The sequence below is a fragment of the Dyadobacter psychrophilus genome (assembly GCF_900167945.1).
Classification (GTDB): domain Bacteria; phylum Bacteroidota; class Bacteroidia; order Cytophagales; family Spirosomataceae; genus Dyadobacter; species Dyadobacter psychrophilus.
This window is the reverse complement of the sequence record NZ_FUZA01000001.1, coordinates 1,281,873-1,303,785: the sequence shown is the minus strand read 5'-3', so window position 1 is coordinate 1,303,785 and position 21,913 is coordinate 1,281,873. Positions and strand designations below refer to the sequence as shown.

17 protein-coding genes are annotated in these 21,913 nt (G+C 43.6%); 8 read left to right on the top strand and 9 right to left on the bottom strand.

Annotated elements, in window-relative coordinates; translation table 11 throughout:
* Nucleotides 1-26: 26 nt before the first annotated feature.
* From B5X68_RS05590 to B5X68_RS05580, 3 genes are all read right to left on the bottom strand, one after another.
* Nucleotides 27-3,116: a SusC/RagA family TonB-linked outer membrane protein gene (locus tag B5X68_RS05590; RefSeq protein WP_082213631.1), complete on the bottom strand. Its 3,090-nt coding sequence runs from the start codon at nucleotides 3,114-3,116 to the stop codon at nucleotides 27-29.
* Between the two features lie 216 nt (nucleotides 3,117-3,332).
* Nucleotides 3,333-4,109: a glycosyltransferase gene (locus B5X68_RS05585; RefSeq protein ID WP_082213630.1), complete on the bottom strand. Its 777-nt coding sequence runs from the start codon at nucleotides 4,107-4,109 to the stop codon at nucleotides 3,333-3,335.
* Complete coding sequence (locus tag B5X68_RS05580) at nucleotides 4,102-5,355, bottom strand: glycosyltransferase family 4 protein (RefSeq protein WP_082213629.1); 1,254 nt, start codon at nucleotides 5,353-5,355, stop codon at nucleotides 4,102-4,104. Before B5X68_RS05580 ends, B5X68_RS05585 begins: the two co-directional genes overlap by 8 nt.
* Before the next feature lie 134 nt (nucleotides 5,356-5,489).
* Between B5X68_RS05580 and B5X68_RS05575 the strand changes: the two genes are divergently transcribed.
* Nucleotides 5,490-6,398, top strand: a complete 909-nt coding sequence (locus B5X68_RS05575; protein ID WP_082213628.1) for a class I SAM-dependent methyltransferase — start codon at nucleotides 5,490-5,492, stop codon at nucleotides 6,396-6,398.
* Between the two features lie 124 nt (nucleotides 6,399-6,522).
* Here the strand turns inward: B5X68_RS05575 and B5X68_RS05570 are convergent, their stop codons facing one another.
* Genes B5X68_RS05570 through B5X68_RS05555 form a run of 4 tightly spaced genes read right to left on the bottom strand, consistent with a single transcriptional unit; the run spans nucleotide 6,523 to nucleotide 10,426 of the window.
* Nucleotides 6,523-7,329, bottom strand: a complete 807-nt coding sequence (locus tag B5X68_RS05570; RefSeq protein WP_082213627.1) for an FkbM family methyltransferase — start codon at nucleotides 7,327-7,329, stop codon at nucleotides 6,523-6,525.
* Between the two features lie 15 nt (nucleotides 7,330-7,344).
* A complete protein-coding gene (locus tag B5X68_RS05565; RefSeq protein WP_082213626.1) occupies nucleotides 7,345-8,247 on the bottom strand; it encodes a glycosyltransferase in 903 nt (300 codons plus the stop codon).
* Nucleotides 8,248-8,249: 2 nt separating this feature from the next.
* Nucleotides 8,250-8,864, bottom strand: a complete 615-nt coding sequence (locus tag B5X68_RS05560; protein ID WP_082213625.1) for a class I SAM-dependent methyltransferase — start codon at nucleotides 8,862-8,864, stop codon at nucleotides 8,250-8,252.
* 41 nt (nucleotides 8,865-8,905) lie between these two features.
* Entirely contained in the window at nucleotides 8,906-10,426 is a 1,521-nt protein-coding gene (locus tag B5X68_RS05555) for a lipopolysaccharide biosynthesis protein (RefSeq protein WP_082213624.1), read from the bottom strand.
* Between the two features lie 130 nt (nucleotides 10,427-10,556).
* Here B5X68_RS05555 and wecB point away from each other — a divergent pair, with 130 nt between their 5' ends.
* Nucleotides 10,557-11,690, top strand: a complete 1,134-nt coding sequence (wecB, locus tag B5X68_RS05550) for a non-hydrolyzing UDP-N-acetylglucosamine 2-epimerase (protein ID WP_310588624.1) — start codon at nucleotides 10,557-10,559, stop codon at nucleotides 11,688-11,690.
* Entirely contained in the window at nucleotides 11,690-12,334 is a 645-nt protein-coding gene (locus tag B5X68_RS05545; protein ID WP_082213622.1) for an FkbM family methyltransferase, read from the top strand. Before wecB ends, B5X68_RS05545 begins: the two co-directional genes overlap by 1 nt.
* Here B5X68_RS05545 and B5X68_RS05540 read toward each other — a convergent pair.
* Entirely contained in the window at nucleotides 12,331-13,278 is a 948-nt protein-coding gene (locus tag B5X68_RS05540) for a hypothetical protein (protein WP_082213621.1), read from the bottom strand. The two genes, B5X68_RS05545 and B5X68_RS05540, sit on opposite strands and share 4 nt — an antisense overlap.
* A gap of 255 nt (nucleotides 13,279-13,533) precedes the next feature.
* On the opposite strand from B5X68_RS05540, the gene B5X68_RS05535 reads away from it, so the two are divergent.
* From B5X68_RS05535 to B5X68_RS05520, 4 genes are all read left to right on the top strand, one after another.
* Nucleotides 13,534-14,154 carry a response regulator transcription factor gene (locus B5X68_RS05535; RefSeq protein ID WP_082213620.1) on the top strand — a complete coding sequence of 207 codons (621 nt, stop codon included), beginning with the start codon at nucleotides 13,534-13,536 and terminating at the stop codon, nucleotides 14,152-14,154.
* 210 nt (nucleotides 14,155-14,364) lie between these two features.
* Nucleotides 14,365-18,687 carry an FG-GAP-like repeat-containing protein gene (locus B5X68_RS05530; RefSeq protein ID WP_082213619.1) on the top strand — a complete coding sequence of 1,441 codons (4,323 nt, stop codon included), beginning with the start codon at nucleotides 14,365-14,367 and terminating at the stop codon, nucleotides 18,685-18,687.
* 94 nt (nucleotides 18,688-18,781) lie between these two features.
* A complete protein-coding gene (locus tag B5X68_RS05525; protein WP_082213618.1) occupies nucleotides 18,782-19,312 on the top strand; it encodes an RNA methyltransferase in 531 nt (176 codons plus the stop codon).
* Nucleotides 19,313-19,453: 141 nt separating this feature from the next.
* Nucleotides 19,454-19,879, top strand: a complete 426-nt coding sequence (locus B5X68_RS05520; RefSeq protein WP_082213617.1) for a histone H1/H5 family protein, HCT subfamily — start codon at nucleotides 19,454-19,456, stop codon at nucleotides 19,877-19,879.
* A gap of 63 nt (nucleotides 19,880-19,942) precedes the next feature.
* On the opposite strand, the gene pgeF is transcribed toward B5X68_RS05520, so the two are convergent.
* Complete coding sequence (gene pgeF / locus B5X68_RS05515; protein ID WP_082213616.1) at nucleotides 19,943-20,713, bottom strand: peptidoglycan editing factor PgeF; 771 nt, start codon at nucleotides 20,711-20,713, stop codon at nucleotides 19,943-19,945.
* Between the two features lie 204 nt (nucleotides 20,714-20,917).
* Between pgeF and B5X68_RS05510 the strand changes: the two genes are divergently transcribed.
* Nucleotides 20,918-21,904: a glycosyltransferase family 2 protein gene (locus B5X68_RS05510; protein ID WP_082213615.1), complete on the top strand. Its 987-nt coding sequence runs from the start codon at nucleotides 20,918-20,920 to the stop codon at nucleotides 21,902-21,904.
* Nucleotides 21,905-21,913 lie beyond the last annotated feature (9 nt).

Here is a 21,913-nt window from a genome sequence, read left to right as displayed (position 1 = left end):
TTTTAATTAAATGACCGAAGATGCAATTAGAAACCAATGTTCACGCCGAATAATATCGTCCGTGGCTGCGGAGCGGTGTAAAAGTCGTTTCCAAGCGCAAATTTCAAATCCCTTTCGGAAATGTCATCGGTGTTAACTTCCGGATCCCATCCTTTATAATTCGTAAAAGTTGCGAGGTTCATAGCAGAAACATACAAGCGGACACGGTCCATTTTAAGGCGGTTCGTAACGCTGGATGGCAAGTTGTAACCCAAAGTCATAGATCTCAAACGCAGATACGACCCGTCATAAATGTAACGTGTTGAAGCCTGGTTACCATTTCCTTTGTAGAAACGAGCCTCGGGAATATCAGTGTCTGTGTTCTCAGAAGTCCATGAATTGAGCTGATCTGCTGTTTGGTTATCTTCATAAATCCCGTTGGCAGAGGAATATTGGCCTACGCCGTAGAAGTTGATTTTATTTCCCGCAACGCCATTAAAAAATACATTCAGATCAAAACCTGCGTAGGAAAAAGTGTTGGTGATCCCGCCCACAAATTTTGGGTTTGGATTTCCTGCAACCACCCTGCGCGCACTGTTGTAATTGGATACGGTAGATCTGTCAATGTTTCCATTTTCCTCCGTATTTCTGTAAAAGAGTGCATCGCCGTTTGCTTTGTCTACCCCGGCATATTCAACCGTGTAAAACACACCAACGGGCTGACCTTCCATAACGCGGCTCATACTGCGGATTCCACCTTCAATAATCTGCCCCTGAATGTCGGTAACCTTGTTTTTGTTATTAGCAATGTTCAATGAAGTGTTCCATTTGAACTTGCCTACAATGTTTTGAGTGTTCAAAACAAACTCAACTCCCTTGTTTTCCAGCTTGCCTACGTTGTCGACCCGCACAGCAAAGCCGGACGTGGCAGGAACATTGACTTCCAGCAGCAAACCATTGGTTTTCTTAACGTAGTAATCAATTTCCCCGTTGATACGGTTGTTGAATAAACCAAAATCAAGACCAAAATCCGCCTGGTTTGTCGTTTCCCATTTCAAGTTGGGGTTAGCAAGCTGTGAAGGGCGCTGACCGGCTGCACCAGCATAACCAGCATCTCCCGAAAACAATCCGAGCTGCGGAAAATCGCCAATTTCAGAGTTTCCGGTTGTACCGTAGCTTCCTCTTAATTTAAGAAAGCTCAGCGTATTGTTGTTTTTCAGAAATGATTCTTCCGTCAAAACCCATCCGGCGGATACGGAAGGGAAAAATCCGTAGCGGGAGTTAGCGCCAAATCTGGAAGATCCGTCAATACGGGCGCTGGCAGCCAGCAGATATTTTTCTGAAAATTTGTAGTTCAAACGCAGAAAATAGGAAAGGAAACGGTAATTCGTTTCACTGGAACTTCCGTCCGACTTGGTAGCAGCACTTGCGATTTTTTTGTAAGAGTTGGAAGGGAACTGTGTTCCGGCAGTCGAGCTTATCTTCGTTTGCGATTGCTGATATGACATTCCAAGCGTTGCACTTAAAGCATGCACGTCAAAAGTTTTATCGAAGCTCAAAAAGTTGTTTGTATTATAATTCGTTACAAATGTTCCAAAATTTTCTCCCAGACCATTCGTCGCCTGATCGATATTCCGAATGTTCTGGCTTTGATAATAGCTTTCCTCATTCTGGTTCAATAAGTCAATTCCAAGCTCACTGCGGAATTTCAGCGAAGGCAAAAGGTTGATTTGCGCATAAGCATTGGTCAGGTTTCGGAATGAAGTCGCTGTAAAACTCGCATAGTTGATCGAAATCATCGGATTAAAATACAGTGGCAAATTCACATCCCCCGGAGGAGTTCCGATCGGCAGGCCAGTTTCCGGATCAGTAAATGGCGTGAGCGGTGTTAATGCGGCCATTTGCAGCGGGTTAGAAAATGAGTTGTCTCCCGGCAGGCGCTTATTCACTGTCCTTGCCAAACCCATTGATAATCCTACCTGCAACCAGTTATAAGCCTGATGATCCAGGTTCATACGCCCGGAAATCCGATCCAGCTCATTCCCGATGATAGTTCCTTTTTGATCCAGATATTGACCAGAAAGAAAGAATTTCGTCTTTTCACTTCCGCCATTGAGCTGAAAGTCAAGCTGCTGCATTGCGCCTTTGTTGAATGCCTGATCTTGCCATGGATAATCCTTTTGCTGAGGCGTATTCGCAGTTCCCAAGCTGTAATAGTCCAGCCGGTCAAGGAAGTAAGCCGTGCTTGATTCCGGATCGCTTGGGTCAATTTCGTCAATGCGGTCGCTGTTCAATGCGGCCGCCGTGTAAAATTTCACGTATTGCTCCGCATTCAAAAATTTCACACGTCTCGTTGCTTCCGAAGTTCCAAGCTGATAATTGATGCTGACATTCGTTTTTCCTGCCTTACCACGCTTCGTCGTGATCAAAACCACGCCGTTTGCAGCGCGGGAACCGTAGATAGCACCCGCAGAGGCATCTTTCAGGATTTCAATGGATTCAATGTCGTTAGAGTTGATGTCGGATAACGGGTTAGTTGCACCGCCATCGCTGTTGCTCTGGTCTGAAGTTGTAATAGGCATTCCATCCACCACATATAATGGCTGGCTGCTTGCGCTGATAGATGAATTTCCACGAATACGCACATTAATTGCCTGTCCAAGCTTGCCTGAGCCGCTGTTGACATAAACCCCTGCTGCGCGTCCCTGCAATGCAGCGTCCACACTCGCAACAGGCATATTTTGAATTTCCGTTCCTTTCACCTGGGCAATGTTACCGGTCAGGTCGCGCTTGATCTGTGATCCGAAACCAGTTACCACCACTTCGCTCAAACTGCGCGTGTCACTTGACATTTTCACATCAATGACACTCTGGCTTCCCACAGTGATTTCCTGTGCCGTCATACCCACGAAACTAAACACAATTACAGATGCTGCGGAAGGCGCGCTGATGGTGTAATTTCCATCGGCGTCCGTTTGCGTCCCAACGGTCGAACCCTTGATCTGAACAGTAGCACCCGGCAAAGGGGAAGCATCACTATCCGTTGTGACTTTTCCGGTAATTTGAACACTCTGCCCGTAGACGGACATCCATGTGCTAAGTAAGCAAAACATTGCTAATAGCAGAACTTTTTTCATAATTGCTAGATTTGGTTATTTCAAAATACTGTAAAACAAATTTATTGTTTTTGGCTGGATATCAAAATTTTGTAACCGATATCAGCTTACTATATCTACATTTATATCAATTCTATTATACGCATTACGGCGAAATGCATGGGACGGTTGCTTGCGTTATATTTCGCAAAAAAGAGCCTACAAAGTAGTTTCTCAGAAATCAAAAATTGGATTAAACTACCAATACTTACCGTGGGTACGAGCAAATACAGTGCCACGCACGAATATGCGGAAATGATTATAGATGGAGGGTAACAAGCCGAAATGCTTACGGAGAACATGGAACCGGTCAAGCAGCGAGCGGCGATGATTTTGGATCGAAAGTCCGCCTACCAGATAGCGGCAAAGTGGCGTCTTCATAAAATGTGTTTGATGAGACCTTTTCAAACATTCAATTTCCCAGCCAATGTCTGCGCTGAGATTTGCAATGTCGTATGGTGGCGCGACTGACCTTTTGGCAATAAACGCCTGGTGGCAAACTTTCATTCCAAGCGCAAAATCCTGCCATTTCAGGTTCACAGGCAACGAATGCGGAGTAAACTCACTCCGTAAACCCACCTCGCTTCCATCTTCACGCACAAGCATGGCGTCGCTGTAATAGACATCCGCACTGGATTTCAATGCTTCAAATAGGTTTCTCAGTGTGTTGGGTTCAAAAATCTCATCTCCGGCATTCAAAAACCATACATATTTTCCTTTGGCAAGAATCAGCCCTTTGTTCATTGCGTCATATAAACCGCGGTCGGGCTCTGAGACAATTTTGGAGATAAACGAGAAACGCTTGGCAATTTCCAGCGTTTTATCTTTGGATTTACCATCGATTATTAAGTATTCCACTTCCTCCGGCCGAGCAACAAGGTCCAGCGCAGCTTGCACACTTTTGAGCGTGCGGCCCAAAAATTGTTCCGCATTATAAGTTATAGTTATTATCGTAAGCAGCGGTAACTCATTCATGCGAAAGCAGCGACTGGTAAAGTTGTTGATATTGCGCTGCTACAATGCTTTCGGCATAGGTTTCAAGCACTTTGGTGCGCGCATTTTCCGACATTCTGGCATTGTTTTGATCTTCCAAAACCCACTCAATGCCCTCAGCCAGCGAATGAGCTGACGCCTGTAAAGCGATGTAGCCATTCACCTGATGATCGATCATTTCAGGTATGCCGCCCGTCGCAAACCCGACCGCTGGCGTTCCGCATGACATGGCTTCCATGATCGTGTTGGGCAAATTATCTTCCAGCGAAGGAACGACGATCATATCGGCCGCATTATAGGCTTCCACCATTTTGGCAGGACTGGAAATTTTTCCTAAATAATGGACTGGCAATGGAAATGCAGCCATCATTTTCGGATTGGCTTTCCCAAGCACCATTACCTCAATTTCACTGGCAAGCAACCCGATTTTTTCCAGTGCCTGTTTGAAATATATAAAACCTTTTCTGGGATCGGAAGTGTTGGCTCCTGCGAAGAGAATGAGTTTTTTCGAGACTGGAAGATTTAATCTTCTGCGGATTTCAGTTTTTTCCAGTGGTTTAAATAAGTCGGTATCAATACAATTGGGAATGCTTAGAGATGCGATACCGACTGTCAGAGCCGCTTTTTTGACCAGATTATCCAACCATTGACTTGGCGAGATCAGCGCCATTTTCGCTTTCTTATAAATTTCCTGTTTCCGCTCGAATTGTCGAAATGAAATGTCGTATTCTTCTGGTTTGGCTAGATAAGGGCAGTATTGGCAGTGGGTCAGGAAATTTTCACACCCTCTGCTATAATGGCAACCGCCTGTAAATGTCCACATATCATGCAATGTCCAGACGATGGGCTTGCCTAACAAAAACAGCTTATCCAGCGAATCAATTGACAAAAAACCGAAATTGATCCAATGTAAATGAATGATATCCGCTTGCTGAACCAAAGGATGATTGCTGATATCAGCGCCAAATTCAGCCGGGGAAAATGCAAATCTGACGGATGCGTCTTTTTCCTGAGGGTAAAAATAAAGGCGTTCACCGATGAACCGTGCCAGCGCTTTCCTGGATTCTAATCCATGGTGCGACAAGCCACTAACTCCCAATTCTTCATGCGTCGGCTTCGAAACCAGCAATTGGGATTCAACATTCGATTTCAACAATGCCCGGTGCAAACGCGCCGCAGCCACTCCCGCTCCTCCTTCCAGATGAAAATTACTGAGGTGAAGCACCATTTAAAGCGATCGTTGATTTAAGGTTGCAAAAAGAATGTCCGGCAAATTCAGAGGGGTAAAATTAAATAGTTCTCTGGTTAAATAAATTTTATCCATAAAAGTATCTTTATCAAAAAAATAGTAAACAAAGTAAAATGTCTACGGAAAAGCAGAGCCATGAGGCGCATTCAGGTTGGTATGAGGTGCAGTACGCGACCCAGGAGGCAAAGGATAAGGCGATTGAGAACTGGGAATATGATGAGCAGCATAAAACCATCAATCACTGGATCCACCGTCGGCAACTCGAACTGACGACACCTTTCACCATTGAAAAGAAGTCCTGGCTCACCATTGGCGATGGTTATGGTTTTGATGCCAACTATTTTTATCGCCAGGGACTCGATACGACTGCAACGGACATTTCCGGAACATTCCTGCCATTATCCAAGGCGCGTGGCTTTTTTGATCACTATTCTATTGAGAATGTCGAAAAGCTGAGTTTTGCCGATGATTCTTATGATTATATTTTCTGCAAAGAGGCTTATCACCATTTCCCGAGGCCATATCTAGGTGTTTACGAAATGCTTCGCGTAGCCAGAGAAGCAGTCATATTGGTTGAGCCGCACGACCCAATTTCGAAAATGCCCTTTTTGCTCGCATTAAGAAACATCTTCGACCGTTTTGATACGAAACTTTTGCAGAAATACTGGAAAAACCGTTATTCGTTCGAAGAGGTTGGAAATTACGTTTTCAAGCTTTCAGAGAGGGAAATGGATAAGTTGGCCAACGGAATGGGATTGCCCGCCGTCGCATTCAAAGGCATTAACAACAACTATTATCACCCATCCTACGCCAAAGACAAGGCCGACGATTCATCACCAGCATTCCGCAAAATCAAGCGAAAACTGGCATTTCACAACTTCCTCACCAAGTTCTCACTAATGCCCTCACAAGTGCTATGTGCAGTGATTTTTAAGAAGTTGCCATCTGAAAAAGTAATGGAAGCAATGAAAAGGGAAGGTTTTCAAGTGCATATTTTCCCGCCGAATCCTTATGCTAAGTAATTGAACTATTCAGGTTCTTCCCGGTTAAAACCTATTAAAGCTCTCTGCCTCCCAAACTTGCGATTACAATTTGTGATCTCAAGTTTGGGAGGCGCTAGTCACTAATTAGGAAGACTATTGCACCTTACTCCCGCCACCCAAAAATATTCAGCTGCAAATCCATTACGTCATTTCCTCGGTAACGGTAATTCGTGAATGGTTTCAGGCGGTGCTGGTTCGTGTCGATGTAGTAGCGGAAACCGTTTTCTTCGAAGATCTGGATGATTTCTGCGAGGCCCTGCGGATTGCCGATATAGGAGTGGAATTCTACGAAGAGGTTTTGGACATGGCTTAATGCATCGCGGCAGTCGTTGAGCACTTCTTTTTCAGCGCCTTCAATGTCAATTTTCAGAAAATCAATGTTACTTTCCTTTAATAGGAAGTCCTTTAAGCGGATGGAAGCGATTTTTTTCTTTTCTGAATTGGAATAAATGGAAGAGGAATCGGCGGATTCGCTTCCAAACCAAATGCCCTGGTCGTCTTTCCAAACAGCCTTGTCAATAATCGTGACATCGTTAATGTTGCTGTTTCTGAGATTGTTGTGCAGTAATGTGGCAATTTCAGGTTCGGCTTCAAATGCGGTGATCCGCGCTTTTGGGAAGAGTTTCTTGAAATACAACACACTCATTCCTACATTGGCACCGCAATCATAAATGACGGGTTCCGGGTTCTTCGACTCGAAATAGTAAAATTCATCAGCAAAAATTTCCTTGTGCTGCCAAAGAAAGGACATTGTATCGGGGACCATCAATTTGAAACTCCCGAATTCAACCTGCGTATGCGTATGTCTGCGACCGTTGCCGTATTTCAATAGCAAACCCATAAACTCGCGGTTTGTTGAAGTCCGCAATGCGTTAAAAGGTTCTTTCAGTAAATAGCGCAACCAATACATAAAATTTCTGTTTCGTCAGACCCCGTATTTAATCCGGTTCTTGATTTTTAATGCGAGCGGAAGTTTGTAATAATCCGCAAATGCTTGAATCACTTCCTGATCCGGCTTGATATTCGGGTCTATACGGATTTCACTCTCACTCATTTCTGAGCCGTAATACCCAGTTTTGAATGTAAAATTAGTCCCGCTGCCGTCTGTACCGATATTCCTGATCTTGGAATGCACCGGATACACGCCATAGGCATTATTTATAAATTGACTGAAAGTCCAGCGGATGGCCCAGGAATCGATCACTTTTTTTTGCTGCTTCACGAGCATTGGCCAGAGATCTTCTCCACCAAGGATAAATTGACCTCTTTTAATTTTGTCTTTTTTCAGTTCCGGAAATGCAGTCACATTCCAATCGGCCTTTTCCCACGTATTTAACCAAGTTCCCCATCCCCAGGAGCTTGCCCTTGGCGCAAGATATAAATCGTCCTGGTAACCTACTGGGAAAGAGATCGGCGGGCCGTATGCGCTAACTGAAAAAATATCATTACGATGTTCAAAAACGCTTAATGCTTCATTCATAAAAACCAGAAAATCAGGTGCGCTCAGCATATCATCTTCCAGCACAATAACTTTCTGAAAGTTGCTCAGCACTTCGCTGACTCCATTGATAATGGAAGCGGCCAAACCATTATTCTTTTCAGACTTAATGACAGTAATGGTCTTAAATCCTTCAATTTGAGCTAGATAATCCCTTACTTGTGAAATAAATGGTTCGTCGGACGGGTTGCGAGGTCCGTCTGAATAAATGATCAGATCACTTTCCCTGGCCAGCATATTCTGTTGCAGCGATTCAATCGTTTGTGCCAGATGGGCAGGGCGATTGAAACAAAACAACACGATAGGGGCAAGGCTGGTGGGCAAACTCATTGTTAGCTTTTATAAGCATCGATGATCAACGAAGTATAACCCAGTTTCCCCCCTGCATTTCGGCTATCGTGGTCCGCAGAGCGCCTGATCATACCGTCTTCGGGATTCCAGGGCGACTTGTGAAATTGTCCGTTTTCGTCAAAATACTCGAGCAATTTCACGGTAAAACCGACCGATTCCAGCGAACGCGACATGATCTGGTAATTGTAAAGCAACTTATGGTCGTCCGCTCCGTTGCCTGTTCCGCCCGGTTTTACATAGTTAATGTATTCCTCGCTGGGATTGAAACCATCCGGAACGGCTACTCGCAGAAAGCCACCCTGTTTGAGATAAGTATGGCAATGTTTAAAAGCCAGTTGACCTTCTTCGAGTGTTAAATGCTCCCAAACGTGCTCGGCAAGGATTTTATCAATGGAATTTTCGTTAAAATATTTCTGCCAGTCACTTTCTTTTAATAAGTTAAGTGTCTCAATATCAGAATGTATCCAGCCTTTGTAAAGCGAATACATGGAGCCCACAACCATATTGACCGGCTTCGACGGATCGTATGTAGTCAACTGATATAAGCTGAAAGGCTGTTTGAGAACACCGGCAATTATTTTTTCTTTTAACGACATCAGAAATGGGTCTGTTTTAATGCTCCAAAGATAGCGGTCTCTTATTTTATCCTCAGAATAGTTGTCTTAATTAATTTCCAGCCGCTGCTGAACCCGGCCGAAATGTCTTCCGAAACATTCCAAAGCAAGATTCCGCCCCCAAAAATCACTGTAATGATGACAGACCGCGCCAGAATGATCAGCATTGTGGATATCAGACTGTCAGACTCAGGAAATGGCATGTAGCGAGCCACAAGATAAGCTGCGGTTCCCAGCATAATTACTTTAAATGTTCCAAGAGTAAATGGCTGTATACCAAGTTTTTGTCTGATAAAAAATAGTTTGACAAAATTGTAAACCACCGTTGAAAAAAGCGCCGCCGCGGCTGCACCATTGAAACCGTAAAGCGGGATCAAAAATTGGCTGCTAAACAGGATCAGAATCGTGAAAAACAGCATGAAAACAATGTCGTAGCGATAATATTTCGAGTTGGTCAGGATCTCAGAGTTTAAGCCCGTCATCATATCCACGATCCGGGAAATGCCGACCATCAGCACGACCCATTTTCCTTGTGAGTAAATTTCCGATTTTGGTATAATACCAAAAATAGCATCAATGTTCGCCCAGATGCCAAGGAAAAGAAATGAACCTATAATGAAGAGGTTAAGGGAGGATTTCTTGTAAATCGTATCAATGTGAGCAATGTCGTTGCGGGCGTAAGCCTCCGAAATAATCGGTGCGCTGATCATCACAATGCTGTTTCTGGGAATGGAGATCACAAGTGCAATGCGAGAGGCGATATCGAAAATCGCTGTGCTGCCCAAACCGCCTTTGAATGCGGGAAGAAGCACTTTCTCAATGTGCGGCAGCAGTGCAGCGCTTGCGCCGCCGAGCAAAACCCAGAGTCCGTAACGATACATTTCCTTGAATGCGGGATGTTTGACAAAACCAAAATCCAGAGAAGTGTAAAGGCGTTTTTGAAAATGCAGATAGATGAGCATGGCAACAATGGCGAGCCCGTAACTCAGCACCGTGAGGTTCACCATGGTGTCGAACGTGATGATCTTGTAACCAAACATAATCACAACCGCACTGTTGAATAGCCGCAATCCAACTTCACGTATGAGTGACGGAACGGCAATGCGAAGATTAATTCTGGAATAAGATTCAAGCGCCAGCAAATACACCATTCCGACCGTCAGCGGAATAAAAACATAGTAATACTTGACCAGCATAGGCGAATGGTCAAGGTAAAATTTCAGATAAAGCGGTTTGAAAAGCAGGTAAAGCGCCACGAAGGCCGCCAGGCCAACCAGCGGTGTAATAATGATAAATGTAAAAAGCTGCCTGCGCGACTCATGGTCCTGAAACCGGCTATGGAAGCGCACTGCCACCGAAGGAACACCCAAAAGTGCGAAAGACATGTAAATAACAGGGAATGTAAGGAGGGTCGAAGCGTATAAACCCAATTGTTCCTGGGTCAAAAACTGATTGTAGAGTATCAGGATATTGAAAATTCCGATGACAACTCCAACGTAAGAAACGATTGAACTTTTAAAACCCTGACGTACAATAATCCCCATGAAGGTGCAAATGATTAACAAGGCGAAATAAGACAAAAAGCAGAAGATAGCCTAACCAAGGCGGCCGATTAGTTCCTCTGAATGATTGTGATAACTTTGCTTCCTTAATTAAACACACTATTTCTTGAAAGTGATCAATATCGTTGGGGCTCGTCCCAATTTTATAAAAGTTGCGCCGCTACACCGCGCTTTTTCTTGCTATAAGGACATTGAATCAATTATTGTCCACACAGGCCAGCATTACGATTTTCAAATGTCGGGAGTTTTTTTCGAGCAACTTCACCTTCCGGAACCTGCTCATTTTCTTGGCATTAACAACGGCTCGCATGCACAGCAAACGGCTGGGATCATGCTGGAATTTGAAAAAGTGCTTGTGGTAGAAAAACCGGATCTGGTGCTTGTTGTCGGCGATGTCAATTCCACGCTGGCGAGTGCATTGGTTGCTGTCAAGATGCATATTCCGGTTGCGCACGTGGAGGCTGGACTGCGGAGCGGCGACCGTAAAATGCCTGAGGAGATCAATCGGATTATGACAGACGCGATTGCGGATCAGTTGTTTGTGACCGAACATTCGGGGGTTTCCAATCTCTTGAAAGAAAACATTCCTTCGGCTAAAATTCATTTTGTAGGGAATGTAATGATCGATTCGCTTTTGTATTGCCTGAATGACCATCGTTTTAATGCTATATTAAAAAACCTGAATTCAAGGCAGCCTGATTACATTTTACTGACACTTCACAGGCCCGCTAATGTGGATAAACCTCGTGTTTTAAGTGAAATTGTAGAAATGATCAGGAAATTGGCCGGATTAATGAAAGTGATCTTTCCGGTTCATCCAAGAACATTACGAAACTTTGAAATGCATGGTCTGCTTTCTTATTTACGAAAAATTGAGAATCTGGAAATGATTGGGCCACAGGGTTATGTTGAGTTTCTCGCGCTTATAAAAGGCTCTCGTCTGGTTATCACAGATTCCGGTGGGATTCAGGAAGAAACGACATTTTTGCAGGTGCCTTGCATCACATTAAGGGAAAGCACGGAAAGGCCGGTGACGGTTGAAGTTGGAACAAACCATTTGTTACCGGATTGGAATGTGGAAACGGTTTATGATTTGGCAAAACAAACATTATATCAAGCTATAAAGAGAGGACAAATTCCCGAGTTATGGGATGGAAACGCGGCCGAACGCATCGTGACAATTTTGAGAGAAAAGTACATTAATTCGTACGTTTGTGACGATAAGCGTCAATCGTCTGATTTGTAATGATAAAAAAAATAAAAAATAATACCTGGGATCTGCTGAACGGGATTGGTCTGGGTGGCAGCGTGCAGCTTTTTTTGGATGGCGCATTAAAGCAATACGGCTGGTTCAGAAGTTTTCATACCAAACAATCCGTTGATGCAAATGGCGATCCGCTTCCGTGGTATACTTACCCGTTTATTTTGTTCTTGAAACCCCGTTTAAAGGCTGAATTTACTGTTTTTGAATACGGCTCCGGGAATTCAACACGCTGGTATGCTGCGCGTGTAAAGGAAATTACGGCCGTTGAACACGATGCCGACTGGATAAAGCAAATCAGGCCAAAGCTTCCTGCGAATGCAAAAGTAATTGAAAAGCCTTTGGGAGACACTTACGTTCAGGCAGTTAAGGATGCTGGCCGACTGTATAACATTATCATCGTTGATGGAAGAAACCGAGTGAAATGCGCCAATTTTGCGGTTGATTATTTAACCCAGGATGGCATTTTGATCCTCGATAATTCCGAAAGGGAATGGTATCAGAAAGCCAAAGAATATTTGAAAGAAAGTGGCTTCAGAAGGCTTGATTTCATCGGCATGGCACCGATCGTGGGCATTGAAACGTGCACAAGCGTTTTTTACAGAGATGGAAACTGTCTTGAAATTTAATCTTGAAGATTAATTTCATAAGTCAATTTCATACAATCCTGGCCGCCAATGTTCTTTTTGAAGCGGTTTAAGGAAGGTTTGTGATTCCCATCTTGATCCAGGGAAATTCCAAGGTCCAAAATCCCGATCTTTTCTTGCTGACAATATTGATAAACGGATTCCATAAGTGTTACCAAGGGACTGAAAACGCAATATTCCTGCAAATCACCGCACAGAAAATTATAAAGTATCCGGTCATTAACCCGGACTGTTAAGGTGAGTGCAATGATTTTGGAGCCTTCCATAACGGTAAAAACCAGATAATTATCCGGGAAACGTTGTCTTAAAGAATCTATCTGAGGTAACGTTAATGACATCCGGTAATTTTTCTGAATGCGGCATTTTGTGAGAAATTCAAAAACCGCGGTTGAAGAAATCTCATTAGCCAAGCCGGCTTTAAAACCCGCAATGGCCGCTTTTTTGATCCTTCGTTTCTCAGCTGGCCTGATTTTAGAATAAAAGTCGGTGGAATTGACAGAAATAAAACTATTCAAGTTGGCCTGAATTGGGACAAACCCAGTATTGAGATAGGAAATGTGAAGCAAATTATTTAATGTTGGGTTATAGCAGGAAGGGGCGGTCTTAATAACCAACTTTTTGCCGGAGCGGAAGGTGACCCAATTTTTGATACAATCCAGAAAAAAAGCAAGTTCACTTTTCTGACAATCCACATCACACTGAATTCCCCCAAAAGGAGCATTAGCAGGCGACTCCCAAATATTGCCTGGCTTTTCCACACACTGAAATAGGGCGATCACCTGCTCACCATTTCGCCGAATCAAGCGAAAGGCATGGATTGTATCGGTTGTTTGGGTCGTTAAATGACCTGAGGTCAGATACAAAAAAGGACGGAAATCCGGATCTGGTAAAAAATCGTTTTTGCCGGTATACAGACGAACGTCCAATTCATCGTTTTTCCAGAAATAATGTGCGTTATGTGAGATAATTTTGATGCTAAATAACTTAGTTTAAGAAAGTAACCGACTTTTTACATGTTAACAGGTGATTTCTTGCCTTTATTTTATAAAAGTTGTGAAATATTGCTATACTAATTTGATATTTTTTAGGTTTAATACAATGCTGATTGCTAAATTTGTAAATTAAGCGATCGTTTCAGATAGGCACCTGCATTTTTTACTTAATTGGACTTAAACCCGTACATGAAACACATACTTATTGCCGAAGATCATGCAGTAGTGAGAATAGGCACCAAGCACCTCCTCAAATCACTGATTCCGGACTCGACTATTTCCGATGTTGACGATTTTGATAAAATACTTCAGGAAATTGAAGTAAAGGCATATGATCTTTTGATCCTGGATATTAACATCCCTGGTGGAAATACGACGAAAATGGTAGAAACCATTCGTCAGAAATCTCCCGGGATCAGAATATTGATGTTCTCAAGCTATGATGAGCAGCAATATGGTCTGATGTATCTTCAAGCCGGAGCGGATGGTTATTTGTCCAAAGATGCGCCTGAGGAAGAGTTTAAAACGGCTGTTATGAGCGTTTTAAACAATAAGAAATACATGAGCGAGGATATGCAGCAAATGAATATCAACAGGCTCATTAATCCGCGCGAATTCCTTCCGGATCCGGTTGTAAGTTTGTCCCCAAGAGAAACAGACGTCATGAACCTTTTGAAAGAAGGGTTAGGAACAGCCAAAATTGCAGAAAAACTCAATCTGCAACTTTCAACCGTTAGTACTTACAAGGCGCGTATTTTTGAAAAACTGGGCGTAAAAAATATAGTAGAACTGATCACCAAGATCAAATAACTGTTTCCTTCTAAATATCTGAACCCTGCACTTCGCTGTGCAGGGTTTTTTTGTGGGTTTTGTTTGGGCTCTCAGATTAATTAACCTTCAAATAAGTCTTACCGACCTTCTAATAAACGCATTGCACATCTTGATTTTAGCGAAGTAAAATTTGGTCAGGCAGCTTCTAAGCTCAATGAATCAAATTCTTACTATATCCAAGATTGAAAAATGAGACAATTTTACAAGTCAGTCCTCTCTATTCTGCTTGTCGTCGCGGTTTGTTTTACCATTTATAACGTGCAAGAAGCTAAACCGGAGGCTATTCCAGGATCAGCTGCAAAATCACCGTCGATTAAGCCGGTGTTTAATAAAAAGCTTGAAGATCCTATGCCGCAAAGCTTAATTTCTGGCATTCAACAAAGTCTTGCCAAAAGGGAATACAACATTTCCTTTGATGCTAAAAAGCAATCTCTTCAAAGTCCGAACAGACAGCAAAATCTCAGGGCTTATTACAAACCCGGGCATTTGACTATCCAAAATCGGGTGGACTCAGCAGGACATAACTTTCAGCTGAGACTTGTGAATGAGGGCGTTTACGCAGATGGCCGGAAATTATTTGACGCACAGGCCAATGCAATTTGCGACCATATTGATAACAAACTTCAAATTAAACACCAGGATTTTACGGAAGAATACATTAATAACGAGCAAGGCATTCGTCAGAATTTTATCATAAACCAGGCGCCGGTTAACACGAAGGTTTTAAACGTACACTTGAATGCGGAGGGATTGAATGTGAAAGACCTGGGCAATAATGAACTGGCTTTTTATGCAAAAAACGAAAACGCTATCTCAACCCGGCTTATTTATAAGGATTTGCAGTGCTGGGATGCCAATGGTCAAACTCTGACCGCATCACTATCGAGCAAAGACGAGCAGATTCTTTTATCAGTAAATGTTGCAGGAGCGGCTTATCCGGTCACTATTGATCCGATTGTAGTGAATGGGAACCCGGGTAATGCCAATGCGATTTTACAAAATAATCAAACTTATGCTAACCTCGGCTGGTCCGTTGCAAGTGCGGGAGATGTGAATGGGGACGGATTCAGCGATGTCCTGGTAAGTTCCGTTCACGCAGATAATGAAAATCCATCCCCGGCAACTTCCAATGGCGAAGTCTATATTTATTACGGAGCTGGTATTGGAATTGATCCTTTTTCAGTAAAAGCACCTGACATACTCAAGGAAACTGAGGATCAATACTTTGGATACGGCTGGTCTGCTGCAAGCGCGGGAGATGTGAATGGTGATGGATTCAGTGATGTGATAGTGGGAGATCCAAGCTATAATCATAACGGATCTTACAATGGAGCCGCCTTTATATACTATGGCACTTTATCCGGGATCACGCCTGTAGCTGCTGTCATGCTGACTTGTGATGCAGCTAATGCCAATTTCGGTTTCACCGTTGCTTCTGCCGGGGATATCAATAATGATGGTTATAGCGATGTAATAGTAGGTTCTCCTGATAATGGGCAAGCTTTTGTCTTCCATGGTTCAGCATCCGGAGTTGACAATGTGCCAGAAATTGTGCTGGAAGATATCCAGCAAGACCAATCATTTGGCTGGGCAGTAGCCAGTGCGGGAGACGTGAATGCAGATGGATTTAGTGATGTGATCATCGGTGCGCATGAATATGATCGAGGACAGACGGATGAAGGCGTTGCGTTCATCTATCACGGTGCTGCCGGTGGCTTAACTTCCCAGTATGCAGCCATTCTGGAAATTAATCAGTCTGGTGCCAATTTTGGTCGATGCGTTGGAAGTGCCGGCGATGTCAATGGCGACGGTTTCAGCGATGTCGTTATTGGTGCGCCATACTATGATATCAGTGTTCTGAACACCAATGAAGGAGCAGCTTTTATTTATCACGGTTCTGCATCGGGCGTTAGTAGTGTTTTTGCGCAAAAAATTAATGGCGAGAAAGCAGGTGCATGGATGGGGCACTCTGTCGCAAGTGCAGGAGATGTCAACGGCGACGGATATAGTGATATAGTAGTAGGGGAACATGAATTTACCGGAAGCGTTAATGAAGGCGCCGCTTTGGTATTTCAGGGATCGGCCTCTGGCATCCTTTCTACATCCATTGCAAATGTTAGAAGCGGACAGGCCGATTCTCATTTAGGCTGGTCGGTAAGAAGCGCAGGCGATGTGAATGGCGATGGATTTAGTGATATCATTGTGGGTGCACCTTTCTTCGATAGTCCCGAAAAAAATGAAGGCGCCGCATTCATTTATCACGGTTCTGCTTCGGGATTAAACTACATTTCAAACGCTACGTTGTCTGCCAATCAGAATGGTAGTCAAATGGGTTATGCTGTTTCAAGTGCCGGGGATGTAAATGGTGATGGGTTCAATGATGTCATTGTGGGAGCGCCTTATTTTGATAATGGAGAGACAAACGAGGGTGCTGCATTTCTATACTATGGATCAGCATCCGGGATATCTTTGAATGGATTCGAAACACTGGAAGGTAATCAGGCCGAAGCGAATATGGGGTTTTCAGTTTCAGGTGCCGGTGATATCAATGGTGATGGCTATGCTGATGTATTGGTCGGTGCGCCTCTATTTGATGATGCACAGACAAATACGGGCAGGATTTTTATCTTCCACGGTTCACCGGGCGGACTTAATCCGCAACCCGCATCAACTTTGTCTTTCAACCAGTTAGGTTGCCGTTTTGGGCATGCTGCTGCTGATGGCGGCGATGTGAACGGGGACGGATTCAGCGATATTATTGTCGGTGCGCCGGGATATAGTAATGTTCAAAACGGCGAAGGCGCAGCATTTGTTTATTATGGCTCCGGATCGGGAATTTTGAATAATGCATTGATTTTAGAAAGCAATAAAACAAGTTCGTTCATGGGTGGGTCGGTTTCTGGCGCCGGGGATGTGAATGGTGACGGATACAGCGATGTAATAGCCGGAGATCACTTTTACAACGATGGGCAGGTTCTGGAAGGTGCGGCTTTTATTTACTATGGCTCACAATCCGGAATTGATATGCAGACAGGCGACATCTTGCAAATTAATGTATCTCAGGCCGCATTGGGAACTTCAGTATCCTGTGCAGGTGACGTTAATGGGGACGGTTTTAGCGATGTTATCGTTGGTGCAGACCATTATATAGCGAACCAAAAGATGCAGGGCGGGGCATTTATTTTTCATGGTTCTTCATCAGGTATCGATCCGGTGGCAAAAACCACTCTTTTGGGCAATCAGGAAGCTGCGCATATGGGCTACGCTGTTGCGGGTGCGGGTGATGTGAACGGAGATGGTTATGCCGATGTGGTTGTAGGAGCACCTCAATATAATGGCGGGCAAGCCGAGGAAGGCGCTTTGTTCGTTTACCACGGCTCGCCTGCCGGTATCAATCCAGTTGTAGCAATCAAAATTGAGAAAAATCAAGGAAAAGCACAGTTGGGTTATGCCGTTGCGGGTGCAGGTGATGTGAATGGCGATGGTTATAGCGACATTATCTCCGGAGCTCCATTCGATGCTGCTAATGTGAATATAGGACAGGCTTTTACTTTTCATGGGAACCTGGGGGCTGGTTTGAAAAATAATCTGAGACTGTACAATTCGGACTTGAATACGCTCATTAATCATGACAATATTCCCGAAAGTACGTTTGGTGTAGGGTTATTTGAAAAGTCATTTTTGGGCAGAAATAAAGGAAAGCTTGTTTGGGAGACCAGGAAAGAAGGAGAAGCATTTTCAAAACCTGTGCTGGTCTCTTCAATAACAGGTAGCACTGAATTTACGGAACAGCAATCCGTTTACAGCAGCACAGGGCAGGGCCTTTTTGAGTATAAAAATATTTTAACGAAAATTGGGAATGCCACCAAAGTTCGGGTGCGGATTAAATATGATCCGGTTCTTGCGATCACTGGTCAGGTATATGGCCCGTGGCATTATTCATCTACATTGATGCTGAACGGCGGCGCTGTATTGCCGGTAGAGCTGGTGCGTTTTAATGCTGCTAAATCGGAAAATGTCGTTGAACTAAGCTGGGTAACAGCATCGGAGGTGAATAGTAAGCTTTTTGAGATCCAGCGCAGTTCCAACGCGGAAAATTGGGAGGTGATTGGCCATGTGGAAGCTTCACTGTCCTCGCAGGACGAGATTCATTATGCTTTCACGGATACAGACCCGCAAAACGGTGACAATCATTACCGGTTAAAAATGATCGATCAGGATGACACTTTTGCCCTAAGCCGGATGCGCGTGGTTAATTTCAATGCTGATTTTACACATTTAGCGGTAGAAGTCTTTCCTAACCCCGTCTCCGAAAAGCTTTTTATCCGAAGCAAAAACAAGGAAGATATTGCGAGCATCGAGCTGCTGACTGTTCATGGGAAGGCTGTTTACAAATCACTGAAACCTGTGCAGGAAATTGATGTAAGAAGCGTCGCAACGGGAGTGTATCTGTTACGGATCGCTTATGGAAATGGCACAGAATCCACGCAAAAATTAGCCATTACGAGATAGCAATCCCTGCATTCAGCATCAGAAAATGGCCTTAAACCGAGGCCATTCTATTTCTTTCCCGTACGTTTGCAACATTATCAATTGAAATACATTCATGCGCAAATTGAGGGTCGAGGAAATGGGCCGGTTGACGGTGGACGAATTTAAAGAAGCGGAAAAATTTCCTTTTGTGGTTGTCTTAGACAATATCAGGAGCTTAGCCAATGTCGGGTCTTTCTTCCGTACTGCGGATGCTTTTCGTGCTGAGAAAATTATTTTATGCGGGTATACCCAAAGTCCGCCGCACAGAGAAATAACACGAAGCGCAATTGGTGCAGAATTGTCGGTTGCCTGGGAAAAAAATGACAGCACTGTGAATGCGGTAAAGCAGTTAAAGGCGGACGGATACCAAATTTGGTGTGTGGAGCAGGCCGAAGGAAGCGTAATGTTGCAGAATTTTAATCCAAACAATGAAAGTCCCTGTGCATTTGTCTTTGGAAATGAGGTGGAAGGAGTTGCTGATGAAGTAATTGCCGAGGCAGACGGCTGTCTGGAAATCCCTCAATTCGGGACAAAACATTCTTTTAATGTGTCCGTATCAGCTGGAATCGTGTTTTGGGAATTTGTGAGGAAAAAAATAACATAAATATAATATGAGATATTTGGTGTTTATCGCTTCTTAAGCAGTAATTGCAGGTTATAAATGCGTTAACATATCCTCACGTTTGCATCTCGCGTTCACATAAGTTGAGCCGGGTGACGACATTACTTGTTTTAAAATTACATTATGAAATCTGCTACAAAAAAATTAACGACCGAAATTGCAGAAACGCTTTCCGGCAAAATCGCTGCAGTTTCTGCAGGTTCCAAGAAAATAAAAAAGTCTATTGAAAAAGCGGCTGCCAAACTGGCTAAGAAGGTGGCCAAATTTGAAAAAGAGACTGAGAAAAAGAAGGCTAAAGATGCTAAAAACGCGGAGAAAAAGCTGAAATCGAAAGACAAAGATAAAAAAGGGAGCAAAAAGGAAAAAGCTGCTAAGGTTGCTGCGCTGGTTGCCGCAGCTTCGTCCAAAGCAGCTGTTGCTGCGCCGGCCAAACCAGCTCCAGTCAAAGCCACTCCTGTTAAGCCTGCAGCTTCCCGTGGCACATCACGACCAGCAGCAAAACCAGCCGGAGTTACTGAACAAACAGTTGTAGAAACGCCAGCTCAATAAGATCCAAAAAGATTAACAGCAAAAAGACAGCGCCCGAAAGTGCTGTCTTTTTGCTGTTAATCGCTAGCCAACCATTCCGATTGTCGCCAGCATTCTCCCTGTGAAGCCTTTTTCGAAGCGGTAAGAGAAATAATCGTCGTTGTTAAGGACTGTGGAATATGCAGAAATCTGGATGTTTTCTGCAGACAGTCCTGCAATAATCAACTGATCTCGGTTAGCGGCTTTCAGATCTACAAAATATTTCTGTTTTTCGGCATCAAACCGTTTGTATTGATCTTCAAAATTATCGGAAACATCTTCGCCGACTTCGAAGGAGCATTCATCGATACACGTTCCAACATATGCAATGCAATTTTTTGGGTCTGAGCCGAATTCGGCTTGAAGCATGGCCACGGTTTTTGCTGCAATGCGCTTTACAGTTCCACGCCAACCTGCATGAATAGCGGCAACGCTTTTGGTTATTGGGTCAAAAACCAGGATTGGCGTACAATCTGCAACCGTTACAGCCAATTGAATGTTGAATTTATTGGTGATCATTGCGTCATAACCCTCGAATCGCCCGGGATTACGAACATTTAAAATTTTGTCCTCATGCACCTGATGCGACTTGGCAACTGTTTCGAAAGGAATATTTAATGCATTGAAGAATCGACGATTATTTTCAAGGATATTGGCAGGTTCATCCTGTGAGCCACCCAGGTTCAATGATGCATACGGACTTTTGCTAACGCCTCCGTGTCTGGTGCTTTCGGCCGCGATGAGATCATTAAATTGGGAAAATATGTCAGGAGTTCTGAAAAGCGGCTTTTTCGCGTTGGTTTCTGTTGAAGACATTGAATTGAAATTCTCTTAGTAAAGTTTACAAATGTAGATTATACAAATTAATGACGGTCAATGGAATTTATTTCGTTGTGATATAAGTTTAGTGTCTGGACTGCAAATCGGGAACAATCCCGCCCTGAAAATATAGCAATTCGGGTAAATGGGAATAAAAGATTTAAATTTGCGGTCGAAGTGCTTCAATATTGATTTGTAAATATGATAAAAGTGAGTGTGTGTGTTGTCACTTACAACCACGAAAAGTTTGTAGCGCAGATGCTGGATTCAATTTTGATGCAGCAGACTACATTTCCTTTTGAAATTGTTGTGGGGGATGATTGCTCCAAGGATAATACAACGGCTATTTTGAAAGATTACCAGCAACGGTTTCCCGACAAGATCAGGCTTTTGCTGCATCCGAAAAATATGGGGCTCAACGGAAAATTCAATGCACTTGCTACGTTTGCAGCCGCAAAAGGCGAATATATAGCTCAATTTGATGGCGACGATTATCTTATTTCCCCGCATAAGCTTCAAAAACAGGTTGAAATGTTGGATGCAAACCCGCATTATTCTGCTTGTTACCACAATGCCCGCGTGATATTTGACGATAATGCTGCGCCGCCTTACCTGGTGAATACATTGTCAAAACCGGAAGTTACGGTTGAGGACCTGGTAGGAGAGGACGAGCTTTGTTTTATTGCTACATCAAGCTTGATGTTTCGCAGAGAAGATTTTGCCAAACATCCTGATCCTGAATGGACTAACCTGTCGACAAGCGGTGATATTCCAAGGAATATCATGTTCGCAACCCGAGGCCCGATCGGCTATATTGATGAAGTAATGTCTGTTTACAGGAAAAACAGGGGCGGGGCCAGCTTTGCAGACAACCATTATGGTGCCGATTTCCTTTTCAACCGTATCCAGCTTTATTCTAACATTAATAAGGAGCTGAATTACAAATACGATGACAAATTGAAGAAAAACATTGCGACTTACTATTATAAGTTGCTGTTTTCCAGGGAATATGGCAAAACTTACTGGCCGAGATTGAAATATGCTTTGAAATATCTTGCTACGGGAGACCCTTCGCCGGAGCGGAGAAAGGAAGTGATCCGCGACTTTGTGATCCCGCCGGCATTTATGAAATTATACAGCTTTTTTGCATTGAACCTTTACAATATTAAGTCAAAGGCTAAGGCATAAAAAAAGAAA